This window comes from Geodermatophilus sp. SYSU D00697 (assembly GCF_054050175.1).
The window spans coordinates 66268-83685 of record NZ_JBJGYV010000015.1 but is presented as its reverse complement, the minus strand read 5'-3'; the positions used below and the strand labels follow the sequence as shown (position 1 = coordinate 83685).

Sequence of the window (17418 nt, the reverse complement as noted above, 5' to 3'; positions counted from 1 at the left end):
CCGTGCCCGAGCTGCCCGAGGTCGAGGTGGTCCGGCGCGGCCTGGAGCGCTGGGCCGCCGGGCGCACCGTCGCCTCCGTCGAGGTGACCCACCCGCGCGCGGTGCGCCGGCACCTGGAGGGCACCGACCACTTCGTCGCGGCGCTGACCGGCCGCACGCTCACCGCGGCCCGCCGCCGCGGCAAGTACCTGTGGCTGCCGCTCGCCGAGCCCGACGGCACCCCGGTCGGTGCCGCGCTGGTCGCGCACCTGGGGATGAGCGGCCAGCTGCTGGTCGAGAAGCCGTCCCAGCCCGACGAGACGCACCTGCGGGCGCGCTTCACCTTCACCGACGGCGGCCGCGAGCTGCGGTTCGTCGACCAGCGCACCTTCGGCGGGCTGGCGGTCGAGGAGGCCGGGGGGAGCGACGCGGCCGGGCTCCCGTCGCGGCTGGCGCACATCGCCATCGACCCCCTCGACGACTCCTTCGACACCGCCGGGTTCAGCGCGGCCCTGCGGCGGCGGCGCACCGAGGTCAAGCGGGCGCTGCTGGACCAGACGCTGATCGGCGGGGTCGGCAACATCTACGCCGACGAGGCGCTGTGGCGGGCCCGCCTGCACGGCGCCCGCCCCACCGACAAGCTGACCCGCGCCCAGGTCGAGGACCTGCTCGGCGGTGTCCGCGACGTGCTCGGGGAGGCCCTGGCGCAGGGCGGGACCTCCTTCGACTCGCTGTACGTCGACGTCAACGGCCAGAGCGGCTACTTCTCCCGGTTCCTCGCCGTCTACGGCCAGGAGGACCGCCCCTGCCCCCGCTGCGGCACGCCGATCGTCCGCGAGTCGTTCATGAACCGGTCGAGCTACAGCTGCCCGTCCTGCCAGCCGCGCCCCCGCGCGCGCCGGGCGGCCGCCGGGACGCGGGCGGCCCGGCGGTGACGCGCCGCGCGGTCGCCGTGGTGTCCGGCTCGGTCCAGGGGGTCGGCTACCGGTGGTTCGTGCGCGGCCGGGCCGAGGCCGCGGGGCTGGCGGGCTCGGCGACCAACCTGCCGGACGGGCGGGTCGAGGTCGTCCTCGAGGGGGAGGACGCCGCGGTGGCTGCCGTCCTGGCCGATCTGGACGGCCCGGGGGCGCCCGGCGCGGTCACCGGGGTCGACGTCCGGGACGAACCGGCCCGGGGCGGCACCGACTTCACCACAGGGTGACGAACGCGACATCCCCCCGACACGTGACCTGTGCAGGGTCGGCGTTGACCTGCGTGACCTGGCCTGTCACCCTGGGAACACACGGACCGCGCCGACCGTCGTACGGGGCGCAGGTCATCCCTCAACGCAGTCGAAAGGCCGTTCCCGCCATGGCCAAGGCCCTGTTCGGTCACGTCGTCACCCCCGCGGAGCTCCGAGTAGTCGAGGAGAACGCCGTCCTGCGGGCCAAGGTGCGCCGGCTGGAGCAGGAACTGCAGCAGCTGCGCGCTCAGCGTGACGCAGCCATCGCCCACGAGCTGCTCAGCATGGCCGGCGACAACGCCGAGCCGGCGCTCGCCTGACGAGCGGAGCCCCGGCCCCGTCCGGAGGCTCGCCCCGAGCGCGCGAGGGGTGAGAGGGACGGGGCCCTCCCACTGAGCCTGTGCACCTGTCGAGCCTGACGCTCAAGGGCTTCAAGTCCTTCGCGTCCACGACGACCCTGCGCCTCGAGCCGGGGATCACCGCCGTCGTCGGCCCCAACGGCTCCGGGAAGTCCAACGTCGTCGACGCCATCGCCTGGGTCCTCGGTGAGCAGGGGGCCAAGAGCCTGCGCGGCGGCAAGATGGAGGACGTCATCTTCGCCGGCACCGCCGGCCGCCCGGCGCTCGGCCGGGCCGAGGTCACCCTCACCATCGACAACGCCGACGGCGTGCTGCCGATCGAGTACACCGAGGTCTCGATCACCCGCCGGATGTACCGCTCCGGTGAGAGCGAGTACGAGATCAACGGCGACAAGGTGCGGCTGCTCGACGTCCAGGAGCTGCTCAGCGACTCCGGCATCGGCCGCGAGATGCACGTCATCGTGGGGCAGGGGCAGCTCGACGCCGTCCTCTCCGGCCGCCCGGAGGACCGCCGCGCCTTCGTCGAGGAGGCCGCCGGAGTCCTCAAGCACCGCAAGCGCAAGGAGAAGGCGCTCCGCAAGCTCGACGCGATGCAGGCCAACCTCGACCGGCTCGGGGACCTCACCGCCGAGCTGCGCCGCCAGCTCAAGCCGCTGGGCCGGCAGGCCGAGGTGGCCCGCCGCGCCGCCGGCGTCCAGGCCGACCTGCGCGACGCCCGCCTGCGGCTGCTCGCCGACGACCTGGTGCAGCTGCGTGACGCCCTGGACGAGGACGTCGCCGACGAGACCGCCGCCCGCCAGCGGCGTGCCGTCGTCGAGGCGGAGCTCGTCCGGACGTCGACCCGCGAGGCGGCCCTGGAGGCCGAGCTCGCCACCAACGCCCCGCTGCTGAGCGCGGCGCAGGAGACCTGGTACCGGCTGTCGGCGCTGGCCGAGCGGTTCCGCGGCGTCGCCCAGCTGGCCGCCGAGCGCCACCGGCACCTCTCGGCGGTCCCGGCTCCGACGACCGGCGGCCGGGACCCCGAGCAGCTGGAGGCCGAGGCCGACCGGGTCGCCGCCACCGAGGCCGAGCTCGCCGCCGGGCTGGAGGCCGAGCGGAGCCGGCTGGCCACCGCGGTCACCGCCCGCACCGAGACCGAGGCCGCGCTGGCCGAGGCCGAGCGCGCCTGGGTCGCCGCCGCGCGGGCGCTGGCCGACCGCCGCGAGGGCCTGGCCCGGCTGTCCGGGGAGGTCGCCGCCGCGCGGTCGCGCGTCACGGCCGGCGAGGCGGAGATCGAGCGGCTGGCACTGGCCGCCGGGGAGGCCGCCGACCGTGCGGAGGTCGCCGCCGAGCGCCTGGCCGAGCGCCGCGACGAGGTCGCCTCCCAGGAGGACACCGACGTCGTCCTGGTCACCGCCCACTCCGACGCCGTCGCCGCGCACGCGGAGGCCGCCAGGGTGGTGACCGAGCTGGCCGCCGCCGAACGGGCCGCCGAGCGGGACCGCGCGTCCTGGCAGGCCCGCCGCGACGCCCTGGCCCTGGGCCTGGCCCCGGTCGACGGGTCCGCCGCGGCGCTGGCCGCCGGCCTGCCTGGCGTGCTCGGCCCGGTGACCGAGCGGCTCGCCGTCGAGCCCGGCGCCGAGGTGCCGCTGGCCGCCGCCCTGGCCGGCATGGCCGACGCGCTGGTCGTCGACGGTGTCGCCGGGGCCGCGGCCGTGCTCGCCCACCTCAGGGACGTCGACGGCGGCCGCGCCGGGCTGCTCGTGACCGGCGGTCTGCCCGCGCTGCCCCGTGAGGGCTGGCCCCAGCTGCCCGAGGGCACGCGCTGGGCGCTGGACCTCGTGACGGCTCCCGAGGAGCTGCGGCCCGCGCTGGCCCGAGCCCTGGACCGGGTCGCGGTCGTGCCCGACCTGGCCGCCGCCGTGGCGCTGGTGGGCACCCACCCACGGGTGCGGGCGGTGACCGCCGATGGCGACCTGGTCGGCGCCGACTGGGCGGTCGGCGGGCAGGCCAACGCCCCCTCGGGCCTGGAGGTCCGCGCCCGGGTCGACGAGGCCGAGCGGGAGCTGACCGCCGCCGCCGCGCGCGCCGCGGACCTCGCCGACCGGCTGGCCGCGGCGCGGGACACGGCACGGGAGCGCTCGGCCGACGTCGACACCACCCTGGCCGCGCGGCAGGCGGCCGACCGCACCCGCTCCGCCGTCGCCGCGCAGCTGGCCGAGCTGGGTGCCGCCGCCCGCTCGGCCGCCGCGGAGGCCGAGCGGTCCGCCGCCGCGCGGGTCCGCGCCGAGCAGGCGCTGGAGCAGGCGCAGGCCGCGCTGGGCGACCTCGAGCTCCGGCTCGCCGAGGCCGAGGCAGCGCCGGTGGAGGAGGAGCCCGACCCCGCTGCCCGCGACCGCCTGCGCCTGGAGGCCGCCGCCGCGCGGCAGGCCGAGACCGAGGCGCGGCTGGCGGTCCGCACCGCCGAGGAGCGTGCCCGCGCGCTGTCCGGCCGGGCCGAGTCGCTGCGACGCCAGGCCCGCCAGGAGCGAGCCGCCCGCGAGCGGGCCGCGGCGGCCCGGCTGGCTCGCCAGCGGGGCGCGCAGGTGGCCGCCCGGGTGCGCGCGGGAGCGGACACGGCGCTGACCGCGCTGGCCGCCAGCCTCGCCCGTGCCGCTGCCGAGCGCGACGAGCTGGCCCGGGTCCGCACCGCGCGGGAGGCCGAGCTGCTGGAGGTCCGGACGGCGGTCCGTGCGGCCACCGCCGAGCTGGAGCGGCTGACCGACGAGGTGCACCGCGACGAGGTCGCCCGCGCCGAGCAGCGGTACCGGATCGAGACCCTCGAGGGCCGGGCCGCCGAGGAGTACGGCGTCGACCTGCCGACGCTGCTGGCCGAGTACGGCCCCGCCGCCGCCGTGCCACCCACGCCCGCCCAGGTGGCCGCCGCCCAGGCGGCGGGGGAGCCCGAGCCGCAGCCGGTGCCCTACGACCGCGCCGCTCAGGAGCGCCGCGCCGCCAGGGCCGAGCGCGACCTGGCCACCCTCGGCAAGGTGAACCCGCTGGCGCTGGAGGAGTTCGCGGCCCTGGAGGAGCGGCACACCTTCCTCGCCACGCAGTTGGAGGACCTCAAGGCGACCCGCCGGGACCTGCTGACCGTCGTCCGGGAGGTCGACGAGCGGATCCACGACGTGTTCGCCTCCGCCTTCGCCGACGTGCAGCGGGAGTTCGAGCAGGTCTTCGCCACCTTGTTCCCGGGCGGCTCGGGCCGGCTGTACCTGACCGACCCCGAGGACCTGCTCACCACCGGTGTCGAGATCGAGGCCCGCCCCCCGGGCAAGAAGGTCAAGCGGCTGTCGCTGCTGTCGGGCGGCGAGCGCTCGCTGACCGCCGTCGCGCTGCTGGTGGCGATCTTCCGCGCCCGGCCCTCGCCGTTCTACGTCCTCGACGAGGTCGAGGCGGCGCTGGACGACGTGAACCTCGGCCGGCTGCTCACCCTGGTCGAGCAGCTGCGGTCGACCTCGCAGCTGATCGTCATCACGCACCAGAAGCGGACGATGGAGATCGCCGACGCCCTCTACGGCGTGAGCATGCGCGGCGACGGGATCACCGGCGTCATCAGCCAGCGCCTCCGGGAGCCCGAGGCCGAGTCCGCCTGAGGCGGCGCCACCCGACACCGCAGGTGTCACGAGACGGCGGGGACCTCCAGGTCGACCACGAGCGGCAGGTGGTCCGACGCGCCGGCACCGTCGAGCACCCGCGCCGCCGCGACCTCGATCCCCGGGGTGACCCACACGTGGTCGATCCGCTGGTGGGGGCGCCGGGCGGGGTGGGTGCGGCCCTGGGCGTGCTGCCAGAACCGCCACCCGGCCCGGTCGTCGCGCTCGCGGGCGAGCTCCCAGGCGTCGGCGAACCGCGCCTGCAGCACGGCCAGCTCCGGGGAGCCGGGCTCGGCGTTGAAGTCGCCGACCAGGACAGCGGCCTCGGCCGGGTCGGCGTGCAGGTCCGCGAGCGTCTCGGCCTGCGCCGCCCGCTGCTCGGGCGGGCGCGTGGACAGGTGGGTGGTGGTCACCCACAGCGCCCCGCCGTCGAGCTCGACCCGCACGCGCAGGGCGCTGCGCGGCTCGCCGTCGCCGGGGAGCCGGTGGACGGCGTCGCCCCGGATCGGCCGCCGCGACAGCAGCGCGTTGCCGTACTGGCGCCGCACGGCGTCCTCGCCGCCGCGCGGCTCGTCGATCGCCGGCCCCCACGCCAGGTGCATCTCCAGCGCCCGGGAGAGGAGCAGCGCCTGGTCGACGTCCTCGCTGCGGTCGCCGAAGCGCCGGTCCACCTCCTGCAGGCAGACGACGTCGGCGTCGACCGCGGCGATCACCTTGGCCAGCCGGGCGAGGTCGTGGCGGCCGTCGTCCCCGACGGCGTGGTGGGTGTTGAAGGTGGCCAGCCGCACGTGGATCGGCGGCTGCCCCGGGGTGGGAGCGGGTCGCGTCACCCGTTCAGCCTGTCACCTCCGCGGAGACGGGGTCGGACAGCGGCAGGTCGGCGACCTCCCGCAGGGACTCCTCCCCGAGCCGGTCGCGTTCGCAGACGAACAACCGGAAGCGGGCCTCGCGGTCGTGGAGCACCAGCTCACCCAGCTGGTTGCCGAACCACGGGCCGGTGACCTTGGCCCAGTCCAGCTCGGAGGGCTGGACCCGGCCCAGCCGGGCGATCCCGGTCGTCAGCCGCCGCGCCCAGCGGCTCCAGCCGATCCGGAACCCGACCTTGATGGGGTGTGGCGCCTGGTTGTGCAGCGGGGAGACGGTCAGCTGGTGCACCCGGGTGGTGAGGCCGGTGGGCCGCACCAGCTCGGCGGCGTAGGCGTGGTGGACGTCGCCGGAGAGGACCAGCGCGGTCGCCGGTGCCCGGCCGTGCTCACCGCGGGCGATCGCGGCCAGGGCCCTCCCCAGCCGCTCGAAGGAGTCCCCGAACGCGGCCCAGTGCTCGAGGTCGGCGGCCTGGCGCAGCTTCTCCGACAGCCAGCCGACCGGTCCGCCGAGGTGGCGCCGGTTGAGTGTCTCGTTCCACCGCTCGATCTCGTGGATGGCATGGGGCAGCAGCCAGGGCAGGGACGTGCCCAGGATCAGGTGCTCGACGCCCTCCTCGACCGCGCGGTGCATCGCCGCCTCCACCCAGGCGAACTCGTCGTCGTCGAGCATCTTGCGGTCGTGCTCGTCGAGGACCCGGCCGGCGCGGCTGTCGATCATCACCATCCGCGCCTCACCCCAGTGGCGCACGTAGCTCCAGCGGACCGACCGCGGGTCGCTGTCGGCCGCCCGGGCCATCGCCCGCAGCACCGGCTCGGCGTCGTCGGGGGACTCGCCGACCGCCTGCCAGGTCCGGTTCTCGGCCAGCTCCTGCGGGCTGAGGTTCCCCAGGTGCTGGTAGACCCAGTAGCTGACCAGCCCGCCGTCGATCCGGCCCTCCCACCAGTCCTCCCCGGTGGTCTCCCGGCGCCAGGCCGCCGAGGTGTTCCAGTCGTCGATCATCTCGTGGTCGTCGAAGATCATCGAGGACGGGATCGTCGACAGCAGCCAGCGGACCTGGGGATCGCTCCAGGACTCCGCGTAGAGGCGGGTGTACTCCTCGAAGTCCGCGACCTGGGCGCCCTCGGGGGTGTGCTCCTCGCGGCGCAGCGCCAGCCAGGAGCGGGTCGCCGTCGTCAGCTCGTCGGCGTACACCTGGTCGCCGAGCAGCACGAGGGCGTCGGGCCAGGTGTGCTCCGGCTGCCCGGCCAGGTGCGCGGCGTAGGTGTCCAGCGCGTCGGGCGGGATGGCCTCGGCCGCGTCCACGGTGCTGGGGGTGGCGTAGCGGCAGGAGCCGAAGGCGATCCGGAAGGGTCCGGGGCGGCCCGGGGTGCGGATCCGGCTGGTGGGGGAGCGCGAGGTCGCCTCCGGCCACACCCGCTCGCCGTCGAGGTGCACCTCGTACGGCGTGGTGCTGCCCGGCTCGAGTCCCTCCACGACGACCAGGGCGTAGCAGTGGCCGGCCACGGTGAAGGTGCGGGCCCGCCGGCCGAGCACCTCGACCTCGCAGGGGCGGTCGGTCTCGACCCAGACGGTGGCCGACACCGGGTCGACGTGCCGCAGCAGCGGACCGAGGAGGAGGACCGGGGACTCCCGGCCGGGCAGGGGCATGCCGCACAGCCTGGCCCACGGACCTGTGTATCGCCCAGTCCCGGCGAGCCGGGTGCTGGGAGACTGTCGGCCATGGAGTTCGTGCTGATCGCGGTCGCGATCCTCGTCGTCGCCCTGGTCCTCGGGGTCAGCCTCCTCGTCGGTCGCGGCCGGCGGACCACCCGCCTGGACGACGACGCCGCCGCCGGTACGACGCTGACCCGTCCGCGCCCGCCGGCGCCGACCGAGGAACCGCGCCCGTCCGGCGCGACGGCCAGCGGGCAGGGGACGGTCGAGCCACCGGAGGCGCCGGCTGCGCCGCCCGCCCCGCTGCCGCCCGCCGAGCCCGAGCCGGGGCTGGTCTTCGAGACCCCGCCGCCGTCGGCGGGCCGCCTGGTCCGGCTGCGCTCGCGGCTGGCCCGTTCGCAGTCCTCGCTCGGTCGCGGCCTGCTGACCGTCCTCGCCCGCGAGAAGCTCACCGAGGACGACTGGGAGGAGGTCGAGGAGACGCTGCTGGCCGCCGACGTCGGCGTGGCCGCCACGCAGCAGATCGTCGACCGGCTGCGGACCCAGTCGATGGTGCTGGCCACCGCCTCCGGGGCCGACCTGCGCCGGCTGCTGGTGCGGGAGCTCACCGCCGTCCTCGGCCCGGACCTCGACCGCCACCTGGGCGTCGACCGGCGCGAGGGCCGCCCCGGCGTCGTCCTGGTCGTCGGCGTCAACGGGGCGGGCAAGACGACGACGGTCGGCAAGATCGCCCGGGCGCTCGTCGGCGACGGGAAGAGCGTGGTGCTCGGCGCGGCCGACACCTTCCGCGCCGCGGCGGCCGACCAGCTGGAGACGTGGGGTGAGCGGGTCGGCGTCCTGACCGTGCGGGGCCGCGAGGGCGCGGACCCGGCGTCGGTCGCCTTCGAGGCCGTGCGCACCGGCGTGGAGGCCGAGGTGGACACCGTGGTGGTCGACACCGCGGGGCGGCTGCACACCAAGGGCGGGCTCATGGACGAGCTCGGCAAGATCAAGCGGGTCGTGGAGAAGCAGTCCCCGGTGACCGAGGTGCTGCTCGTGCTCGACGCGACGACCGGCCAGAACGGTGTCGTGCAGGCCCGCGTGTTCACCGACGCCGTCGACGTCACCGGCGTCGTCCTCACCAAGCTCGACGGCACCGCCAAGGGCGGCATCGTCGTCTCCGTGCAGCGGGAGCTCGGCATCCCGGTGAAGCTCGTCGGGCTCGGCGAGGGAGCCGACGACCTGGCGCCGTTCGAGCCGGAGGCCTTCGCCGAGGCGCTGGTCGGCGGGGCGGACTGAGAGAGGACCCCGTCCTCGCCACCGCCGGCAGGCTCGGGGCGGTGCCCTGGACGGGGCCGCCCGTCCTCCCCGGCCCCCTCCCGCGGCTCGGCCCGAGCGTGCGAGGGCTGAGAAGGAGGGGGTCCTCCTTCAGCGGGTCAGCGCCGCCACCGCGGTGCGGACCTCCTCGTCGCGCAGCGCCGTCGTCGCGTCGCCGACCGACAGCTCCACCCGCACGACGCCGGGGTCGCCCGTGGGGGTCGCCCGCGGCCAGGTCCACAGCCCGTGCTCGACCGCCAGGACCCGGGCGGCCGCCGCGAACGCCTCCGGCGTCGTGCGCAGCAGCAGGTGCAGCATCGGCGTCTCCGGCGGGTCGGGGACGACGGTGACGCCGGGCAGGTCGCGCACCGCGTCGGCGACCTCGCGCGCACGGCGCAGGTAGGCGGGCATCAGCGGCAGCCGGCGGCGCAGGCAGGTCAGGGCCGACGCCGCCCCGGGCCACATGCCGAACACCGTGCCGCCCATCCGGCGCCGCCACTCCCGCACCTCGGCCACGACGTCGGCCGGCCCCGCCAGGCAGCAGCCGGCCAGCGCGCCGAGCCCCTTGTAGAAGCTGACGTAGACGGTGTCGAACAGGGCGGCGATCTCGGTGGGGGAGCGGTCGTACCCGGCCGAGGCCTCCCAGAGCCGGGCGCCGTCGAGGTGGGCGGCCGCGCCGCGCTCCCGCGCCCAGGCGGCCTGCGCCACGACGTCGTCCCACGCGGGGAGGCGGCCGCCGAGGTCGCGCTGGGGCAGCTCGACCAGCAGCGCGGCCGGGTGCTCGGCGACCCCGTCGAGGTCGGCCCGCAGCAGCGGCCGGTCCCGGTCGCCGACGGGGCGGCCGACCATGCCGTGCAGGCGCTCGAGCGCCTGCTCCTCGTGGCGGGCGAGGTGGCACTCGGGGTGGAAGACCACGGTGCGCCGGCCGCGCCGGTCGGCGTGCACGCGCAGCACCGCCTGCTGGGCCATCACGCCGCTGGGCACGTAGACGGCCGCCGGCAGGCCGAGCACCCCGGCCACCTCCGCCTCCAGGTCGGCGACCACGCCGCCGTCGCCGTAGCGGTCCAGCGCCGTGTCCGCCGGGATCGTGGCCATCAGGTCCCGGGCCCGCCACTCGCCGTGGCCGCTCAGGGACCGGTCGCAGGAGGCGCGCAGGGCGAGGAGGTCGTCGTCCACCGGGTCAGTCTCGCCGAGGCCGCGGTCGGGTCAGGGCACCGCCTTCGGGTCGAACCCGAAGGGCAGCTCCAGCCGGTGGCGGTGCAGCAGCTCGGTGTCGGCGAGCAGCTCGCGGGTCGGCCCGTCGGCGACCACGACCCCGCCGTCGAGCACGACCGAGCGCGGGCACAGCTGCAGGGCGTAGGGCAGGTCGTGGGTGACCATCAGCATCGTCACCGGCAGGGCCTCCAGGACCTCGGCCAGCTCGCGGCGGCCCGCCGGGTCCAGGTTGGACGACGGTTCGTCCAGCACCAGGATCTCCGGGTGCATCGACAGGACCGTCGCGACGGCGACCCGGCGGCGCTGCCCGAAGGAGAGGTGGTGCGGCGGGCGGTCGGCGACGCCGGCCATGCCGACCTGCTCCAGGGCCGCGGCCACGCGGGCGGCGACCTCCGCCTCGGGCAGCCCGAGGTTGCGCGGGCCGAAGGCCACGTCCTCGCCGACGGTGGGCATGAACAGCTGGTCGTCGGGGTCCTGGAAGACCACGCCGACCCGCCGGCGGATCTCCTGCAGGTGCCGCTGGTCGACCGGCAGCCCGGCGACGGTCACCGTGCCACGCCCGCCCCGCAGGATGCCGTTGAGGTGCAGCACCAGCGTGGTCTTGCCGGCACCGTTGGGCCCGAGCAGGGCCACCCGCTCGCCGCGCTCGATGCGCAGGTCCACCCCGAACAGGGCCTGGTGCCCGTCGGGGTAGGCGTAGGCGAGGTCCTCGACGTCCAGGGAGGGCGGGGCGCTCACCCGAGAAGCAGACCAGACGCCAGGACGGCGCCGGCAGCCACCGGGAGGGCGAGGGCGGCGAGCCAGGACTGCGCGGCCACGGCGGGCGCCGGGGCGGAGGGCATCCGGCCGGTGTAGCCGCGCGACAGCATCGCCAGGTGCACCCGCTCACCCCGCTCGTAGGAGCGGATGAACAGCGACCCGGCGGCCGGGCCCAGCACCCGCAGCGCCCCCAGGTGGCGACCGCGGAACCCGCGGGACTCCCGCGCCACGCGCATCCGCCGCAACTCGCCGCCGACGACGTCGGCGTAGCGGAACATGAACATGAGGATCTGCACGAGGACCGACGGCAGCCGCAGCCGCTCCAGACCGCGCAGCAGGGCCCGCGGCTCGGTGGTGGCCGCCAGCACGGTGGCGGCCAGCACCGACAGCGTCGCCTTGGCCAGCAGCCCGCCGGCGGCGACGAGTCCGCTCTGGGACAGGGAGAGCCCGGCGACCTCGATCCGCGGTCCCTGCGCGACCACCGGCAGCAGCAGCGCGAACAGGACGAAGGGGGTCTCCACGGCCAGGCTGCGGGCCAGCCGGCCCGGCGGGACGCGGGCCACGGCCGCCGCACCGAGGACGAGCGCCAGGTAGCCGCCGTAGGCGGCCCACGCCCACGGCGCGTGCACCGGGGTCGCCACCACCACGACGGCGAAGCCGAGGACCGCGACCAGCTTCAGGTGCGGCTCGAGCCGGTGGGCCGGGGTCGTCCCTGCCACGTAGGCGGCACCCAGCGCGCCGCCGTGCCCGGCGCCCACCTCAGTCGGTCGCGTCGGCGGTGTCGCGGCCGCGCCGGCGCACCAGCAGGGTCAGCCCGCCGGCCAGCACGAGCGTGACCGCGACCCCGGCGATCCCGGCCAGCCCGCCGGAGAGCCGGCCGTCGTCGATGCCTGCGACGGCGTAGTCGGCCAGCGGGGAGTCGGCTGTGGCGCTGTCGCGGGCCGTGTCCAGGAAGCCCTCCTGCTCGGCCGACCACTCCAGGCCGTCGGGGTGCGCGCTCGCGTAGTAGCTGCCGACCCCGGCCACCAGGAGGGCGACCAGGACGCCGACGAGCAGGAAGCCGCGGCTCCGCCGGGACGTGGTCACCGGGCACCTCCCACGGGAGCGGTGGGACGCGGGGCGAGGTCGGCGGCGGTGCGCAGCCGTCGGGCACCCCACACGAGGTCCGGCCGGACGGTGAGGACGGCGGCGAGCACCGCGACGGTGATCACCGCCTCGCCGATGCCGATGAGCACGTGGATGCCGCCCATCGTGGCGGCCACCGTGCCGACCGGGACGTCGGCGACACCGCCCACGGCGAACAGGGCCACGAACGCCAGCGCCGCCACGGGCACCGAGAGGAAGGCGCCCGCGCCCGCGGCGGCCAGCACCCCGGTGCGGGTCCGCGGCAGGACGGCGGTCAGCAGGCGGAAGACGCCGTACGCGGCGCCGACCGCGACGACCGCCATCAGCGTCACGTTGGTGCCCAGCGCCGTCAGCCCGCCGTCGGCGAAGAGGACCGCTTGCACCAGCAGGACGACGGTCATGCACAGCACCGCCGTCCAGGGGCCGACGAGGACGGCGGTGAGCGCGCCGCCGATGAGGTGCCCGCTGGTCCCGGCGCCGACCGGGAAGTTCATCATCTGCACGGCGAAGACGAAGGCGGCGGTGAGGCCGGCCAGGGGGGCGGTGCGCTCGTCGAGCTCACGCCGGGCGCCCTTGAGGGCCACCGCCACGGCCCCGGCGGCAACCGCGCCGGTCGCGACCGACGTCGGGGCGTCGAGGAACCCGTCGGGAACGTGCACGCTGCCTCCTCGCAGACTCCGGCCACCCGCCATCGGGCGACCGGGACCGACCTTATTGCAGTCGGTTGGCAATTGCACATGGCTTGCAACAAGCGGCCGGGTCCGTGACCGGGGTCACCCGCCGGGCCCGTGCAACACGACTGGAACACGGGCGCCGGACACGCGGGCCGGAGTTCACCGTCCGGAAACAGCGGCGTGCCGCCTGGCGAAACAGGCGGGCGGCACGGTGAACGCCACGTCGCCCCTCGCCCGAGGGGGACGGTCCAGACCCTCGGCCCGGGTCGTCAGTCCCGGCCGCTCCCGTGGCTCCGCCACACCGATCCGTCAGGAGGTTGCCGTGGACACCGGCGACACCGCCTGGGTTCTCGCCAGCGCCGCCCTGGTGCTGTTCATGACCCCCGGCCTGGCGCTCTTCTACGGCGGCATGGTCCGCGCGAAGAGCGTCCTCAACATGATGATGATGAGCTTCGGCGCACTCGCCCTCATCGGCGTGCTCTGGGTGCTCTACGGCTACTCGATGGCCTTCGGCGACGACGTCGGCGGTGGCCTCCTGGGTGACCCCTTCGAGTTCTTCGGCCTGTCCTCGCTGATCGGCACGGGTGGACTCGACGCCGCCTTCGCGCCCGAGAACCTCGTCTTCACCGTCCCGTCGCTGGCCTTCGTCGCCTTCCAGGCGGTCTTCGCGATCATCACCGTCGCGCTGATCTCCGGCGCCATCGCCGACCGGGCCCGCTTCGGCCCCTGGATGGTCTTCGCCGGCATCTGGGCGACGGTCGTCTACTTCCCGGTGGCCCACTGGGTCTTCGCCTTCAACGGGGCGGAGTCCGAGACCGGTGGCTGGATCGCCAACAACCTGCTGGCCATCGACTTCGCCGGTGGCACCGCGGTGCACATCAACGCCGGTGCCGCCGGCCTGGCGCTGGCCCTCGTGCTGGGCAGGCGGCGGGGCTTCGGCCGCGACCCGATGCGTCCGCACAACCTGCCGCTGGTCATGATCGGCGCCGGGATCCTGTGGTTCGGCTGGTTCGGGTTCAACGCCGGCTCGGCCCTGTCGGCCAACGGCCAGGCCGCGGAGGTCTTCGTGACCACGCTGGCGGCCACGGGTGCGGCCACCCTCGGCTGGCTGCTCACGGAGAAGCTGCGCGACGGGCACGCCACCTCCCTGGGTGCGGCCTCCGGCGTCGTCGCGGGGCTGGTGGCGATCACCCCGGCCTGCTCGTCGGTCACCCCGCTGGGGGCGATCGTCGTCGGGCTCGTCGCCGGCGTCGTGTGCGCCCTGGCGGTCGGCCTGAAGTACAAGCTGGGCTACGACGACTCCCTGGACGTCGTCGGCGTCCACCTCGTCGGCGGCCTCTGGGGCACCCTCGCCGTCGGCCTGTTCGCCTCCTCGGCCACCACGGCCGGTGTCGACGGCCTCTTCTACGGTGGCGGTGTCGACCAGCTGTGGCGGCAGGCCATCGGCGCCCTCGCGGTGCTCGTCTACTCCTTCGTCCTCACCCTGGTCATCGGGTTCGCCGTCGCCAAGACGATGCGCTTCCGGATCACTGAGGAGGAGGAGGTCAGCGGCATCGACGGCGCCGTGCACGCTGAGACCGGCTACGACCTCGCCTCGCTCGGGGGCGGGGGCGGCGGCGCTGCGACACTCACCACTCAGGCCCACGCCACGGCGCAGGACCCGGCGCACCGGACCGTGGCTCGCAACACGGAAGGGATCCGGGCATGAAGCTCGTCACCGCCATCGTCAAGCCGTTCAAGCTCGACGACGTCAAGAACGCCCTCGAGCTGATCGGGATCGCGGGACTGACCGTCAGCGAGGTCCAGGGCTTCGGCCGCCAGCGGGGTCACACCGAGGTCTACCGCGGGGCCGAGTACCAGGTGGACTTCGTGCCCAAGGTCCGGATCGAGGTGGTCGTCGGCGAGATCGACGCCGCCCGGGTCGTGGACGCGATCGTCGAGGCCGCGTCCACCGGCCAGATCGGCGACGGGAAGGTGTGGGTCACGACGATCGACGAGATCGTCCGGGTCCGCACCGGTGAGCGCGGCGCCGACGCCCTGTAGGGGCGTCGGCGGCCTCCCCGCAGGGGCCCGCCGCGAGCCTGCGGGCGGTGGGGGGCAGGGAGGTCCTCTCTCGCCGGCCGGGGTGGTGGGAGGTCCCGCCACCCCGGCCGGTGCCGTTCCCGGACGAGTCACGAGGAGAGGGGGAGTCGTGCTGGACACCGGGTCGCTGCCCGCACTGTCGCGGGCGGAGCGGGGGGAGGTCCTCGACGCCTGGCTGACCGGCCTCCTGGACGAGGCCGTGACCGGGACGCCGCCGTCCCGCCCGCGCCGCGGCTCGGGCGGGCGGGGAGGGGACCAGCCCCGCACCGGCACCGACGGGGTCGCCCTCGTCGCGGTCGGCAGCCTGGGGCGCCGGGAGTTCCCGCCGCACGGGGACCTCGACCTGGTGCTGGTGCACGACGGCCGGCCGGAGATCGCCGCCCTCGCCGACGCGATCTGGTACCCGATCTGGGACGCGGGCCTGCGCCTGGACCACTCGGTGCGCACCGTCGCCGAGGCCGTCGGCGTGGCCTCCACCGACGTCAAGGCCGGCCTGGGCCTGCTCGACGCGCGCCTGGTGGCCGGCGACGCCGACCTCGCGGCCGCGCTGCGCACGGCGACGCTGGCCAGCTGGCGGCAGTCGGCGTCCCGGCTGCTGCCCCAGCTGCGCGACCTGCGCCGCGGCCGCGCGCGGCAGGTCGGCGAGCTCGCCTTCCTGCTCGAGCCCGACCTCAAGGAGGCCTACGGCGGACTGCGCGAGGGGCAGGTGCTGCGCGCGGTGGCCGCGGCCCAGCTGGCCGACGAGCCCTCCCCCGAGGCCGAGGAGGCCTACGCGCTGCTGCTCGACGTCCGCGACGAGCTGCGCCGGCGGCTGGGCCGACCCGGCGACGTGCTCGTCCGCCAGGAGCAGCGGCCGGTCGCGGTCGCGCTCGGGCTGTCCGACGAGGACGCGCTGCTGCGCGAGGTGAGCCTGGCCGGGCGCCGGCTGGCCTTCGTCGCGGACGAGACCTGGCGGCGGGTGGAGGCCTCCCTGGTCCGCCGTCCCCGCGGCCGCTACCGCCGGGTGCGCCGGGAGCCCCTGGCCGAGGGCGTCGTCCGCCAGGGGGACGAGGTCGTCCTCGCCCGCGACGCCCGCCCGGCCGCCGACCCGGGTCTGGTGCTGCGCGGCGCGGCGGCCGCCGCCCGCGCGGACCTGATGCTGTCGCCCTACACGCTCAAGGTCCTCGCGGTGCACGCGCCGCCGCTCCCGGAGCCGTGGCCGGCCGAGGTGCGCTGGTCGTTCCTCCGGCTGCTGGCCAGCGGCCGCTCCGCCGTCGCGGTGCTCGAGCAGCTGGACCAGGAGGGGCTGCTGTCGCGGCTGCTGCCCGAGTGGGACCGGGTGCGCTCCCTGCCGCAGCGGCACCCGTGGCACCGGTTCACCGTCGACCGGCACCTGGTGGAGGCCGCCGCCGCGGCGGCCGAACTCACCCGCGACGTCGACCGGCCCGACCTGCTGCTGGTCGGCGCGCTGCTGCACGACATCGGCAAGGGCTGGCCCGGCGACCACAGCGAGGTCGGGGAGCCGGTCGCGGCGCGGATCGCCACCCGGATGGGGTTCTCCGAGGCCGACGTCGCGACCCTGGCCGCGATGGTGCGCCACCACCTGCTGCTGCCCGACACCGCCACCCGCCGCGACATCGACGACGGCGCCACCATCGACCGGGTCGCGGCGACCATCGGGCACGACCCGGCGTTGCTGCAGCTGCTGCACGCCCTGGCCCAGGCCGACGGCGCGGCCACCAGCAGCTCGGCGTGGAGCCCGTGGAAGGCCCACCTCGTCGCCGCCCTCGTCGCCCGCGTGCAGGCCCGGCTGGGCGGGACGCCGGCCCGCGACCCGGAGCCGGTGCTGCAGGCCGCCGAACCGCAGTGGTCCGCACCGCTGGAGGGAGCCGGCGGGGTGAGCGTCGGCGTGGAGGACGTCGCCGACGGCCAGCAGGTCACCTTCACCTCCCCGGACCGGCACGGGCTGTTCAGCAGCCTGGCGGGGGTGCTGGCGCTCAACCAGCTCGACGTCCGGGCCGCGAAGGTCAACGTGGTCGGCGGGCGGGCGACCGCGGTCTTCGCCGTCCGGCCGCGGTTCGGGCGGGTCCCGGTCCCGTCGATCCTGGCCGACGCGGTGCGGGCGGCCCTGGAGGGCACGCTCCCGCTGGCCGACCGGCTGCGGCAGCGCGAGGCCGACTACCGGCAGGACGCCGTCCGGGCGACCCCGCCGCGCATCGCGTGGCACAACGGAGAGGTGACCGGCGACGCCACCGGGATCGTCGAGGTGCGGGCCGGGGACCGGGCGGGGCTGCTGTACCGGCTCACCGCCGCGATCGCCGCCGAGGGGCTGGACGTGACGTCGGCGCGGATCGAGACCCTCGGCGCCGACGCGGCCGACCACTTCTACGTGTGCAACCCCTCGGGCGTGCCCATCGACGGCGAGCAGCGGGCCCGCGTGGACGCCGCGCTGGCGGCCGCGGTGCGGGGTGCGGTGCCCGATCCGGTGCCCGCGCCGGGGGACACGCCGGGCTGAGGTCCCCGGGACCGTCGGACCCCCGTGGCACCGTCGGAGGGGAGTGGGACGGAACGGTCCCGTCGTCCGGGGGAGGGAC

At 76.2% G+C, this 17418-nt stretch carries 15 protein-coding genes; 8 read left to right on the top strand and 7 right to left on the bottom strand.

The features are described 5' to 3' along the window. Positions 1 to 2: 2 nt before the first annotated feature. From mutM to smc, 4 genes are all read left to right on the top strand, one after another. Complete coding sequence (gene mutM / locus ACI79C_RS14585) at positions 3 to 914, top strand: bifunctional DNA-formamidopyrimidine glycosylase/DNA-(apurinic or apyrimidinic site) lyase (RefSeq protein WP_456946380.1); 912 nt, start codon at positions 3 to 5, stop codon at positions 912 to 914. Further along, positions 911 to 1180: an acylphosphatase gene (locus tag ACI79C_RS14580; RefSeq protein ID WP_456946379.1), complete on the top strand. Its 270-nt coding sequence runs from the start codon at positions 911 to 913 to the stop codon at positions 1178 to 1180. The genes mutM and ACI79C_RS14580 overlap by 4 nt, the downstream gene beginning before the upstream one ends. A gap of 149 nt (positions 1181 to 1329) precedes the next feature. Further along, on the top strand, positions 1330 to 1521 hold the full coding sequence (locus tag ACI79C_RS14575) for a hypothetical protein (protein WP_456946378.1): 192 nt from the start codon (positions 1330 to 1332) through the stop codon (positions 1519 to 1521). Positions 1522 to 1601: 80 nt separating this feature from the next. Further along, positions 1602 to 5174 (top strand): chromosome segregation protein SMC, encoded by a 3573-nt coding sequence (gene smc, locus ACI79C_RS14570; RefSeq protein ID WP_456946377.1) that lies wholly within the window; start codon positions 1602 to 1604, stop codon positions 5172 to 5174. Positions 5175 to 5200: 26 nt separating this feature from the next. On the opposite strand, the gene ACI79C_RS14565 is transcribed toward smc, so the two are convergent. Further along, on the bottom strand, positions 5201 to 6004 hold the full coding sequence (locus ACI79C_RS14565; protein WP_456946376.1) for an endonuclease/exonuclease/phosphatase family protein: 804 nt from the start codon (positions 6002 to 6004) through the stop codon (positions 5201 to 5203). Between the two features lie 4 nt (positions 6005 to 6008). Continuing rightward, on the bottom strand, positions 6009 to 7688 hold the full coding sequence (locus ACI79C_RS14560) for an alkaline phosphatase D family protein (RefSeq protein WP_456946375.1): 1680 nt from the start codon (positions 7686 to 7688) through the stop codon (positions 6009 to 6011). A 72-nt stretch (positions 7689 to 7760) separates the two neighbouring features. Between ACI79C_RS14560 and ftsY the strand changes: the two genes are divergently transcribed. Then, a complete protein-coding gene (gene ftsY, locus ACI79C_RS14555; RefSeq protein WP_456946374.1) occupies positions 7761 to 8972 on the top strand; it encodes a signal recognition particle-docking protein FtsY in 1212 nt (403 codons plus the stop codon). 129 nt (positions 8973 to 9101) lie between these two features. Here the strand turns inward: ftsY and ACI79C_RS14550 are convergent, their stop codons facing one another. From ACI79C_RS14550 to ACI79C_RS14530, 5 genes are read right to left on the bottom strand one after another with little or no spacing between them, the layout of a single operon-like run. Further along, a complete protein-coding gene (locus ACI79C_RS14550) occupies positions 9102 to 10166 on the bottom strand; it encodes a threonine aldolase family protein (protein ID WP_456946373.1) in 1065 nt (354 codons plus the stop codon). Between the two features lie 30 nt (positions 10167 to 10196). After that, positions 10197 to 10943: an energy-coupling factor ABC transporter ATP-binding protein gene (locus tag ACI79C_RS14545; RefSeq protein ID WP_456946372.1), complete on the bottom strand. Its 747-nt coding sequence runs from the start codon at positions 10941 to 10943 to the stop codon at positions 10197 to 10199. After that, a complete protein-coding gene (cbiQ, locus tag ACI79C_RS14540) occupies positions 10940 to 11722 on the bottom strand; it encodes a cobalt ECF transporter T component CbiQ (RefSeq protein WP_456946371.1) in 783 nt (260 codons plus the stop codon). Before cbiQ ends, ACI79C_RS14545 begins: the two co-directional genes overlap by 4 nt. A gap of 1 nt (position 11723) precedes the next feature. Beyond that, positions 11724 to 12050, bottom strand: coding sequence for a PDGLE domain-containing protein (locus tag ACI79C_RS14535; RefSeq protein WP_456946370.1), 327 nt, complete (start codon positions 12048 to 12050; stop codon positions 11724 to 11726). Beyond that, a complete protein-coding gene (locus tag ACI79C_RS14530; protein WP_456946369.1) occupies positions 12047 to 12748 on the bottom strand; it encodes an energy-coupling factor ABC transporter permease in 702 nt (233 codons plus the stop codon). Before ACI79C_RS14530 ends, ACI79C_RS14535 begins: the two co-directional genes overlap by 4 nt. Positions 12749 to 13085: 337 nt before the next feature. On the opposite strand from ACI79C_RS14530, the gene ACI79C_RS14525 reads away from it, so the two are divergent. The 3 genes from ACI79C_RS14525 to ACI79C_RS14515 all read left to right on the top strand — a co-directional run bounded on the left by ACI79C_RS14525 (position 13086) and on the right by ACI79C_RS14515 (position 17339). Beyond that, the gene (locus ACI79C_RS14525; protein WP_456946368.1) at positions 13086 to 14471 is read left to right on the top strand and encodes an ammonium transporter; all 1386 of its coding nucleotides are present in this window, start codon (positions 13086 to 13088) and stop codon (positions 14469 to 14471) included. Beyond that, positions 14468 to 14806 carry a P-II family nitrogen regulator gene (locus ACI79C_RS14520; protein WP_097208882.1) on the top strand — a complete coding sequence of 113 codons (339 nt, stop codon included), beginning with the start codon at positions 14468 to 14470 and terminating at the stop codon, positions 14804 to 14806. The genes ACI79C_RS14525 and ACI79C_RS14520 overlap by 4 nt, the downstream gene beginning before the upstream one ends. 148 nt (positions 14807 to 14954) lie before the next feature. Next, the gene (locus ACI79C_RS14515) at positions 14955 to 17339 is read left to right on the top strand and encodes a [protein-PII] uridylyltransferase (RefSeq protein WP_456946367.1); all 2385 of its coding nucleotides are present in this window, start codon (positions 14955 to 14957) and stop codon (positions 17337 to 17339) included. Positions 17340 to 17418: the final 79 nt, after the last annotated feature.

Coding starts and splice junctions, on each gene's coding strand:
- ACI79C_RS14575 (WP_456946378.1), top strand. CDS start 1,330: ATGGCCAAGGCCCTGTTCGGTCACGTCGTCACCCCCGCGGAGCTCCGA.
- ACI79C_RS14560 (WP_456946375.1), bottom strand. CDS start 7,688: ATGCCCCTGCCCGGCCGGGAGTCCCCGGTCCTCCTCCTCGGTCCGCTG.
- ftsY (WP_456946374.1), top strand. CDS start 7,761: ATGGAGTTCGTGCTGATCGCGGTCGCGATCCTCGTCGTCGCCCTGGTC.
- ACI79C_RS14520 (WP_097208882.1), top strand. CDS start 14,468: ATGAAGCTCGTCACCGCCATCGTCAAGCCGTTCAAGCTCGACGACGTC.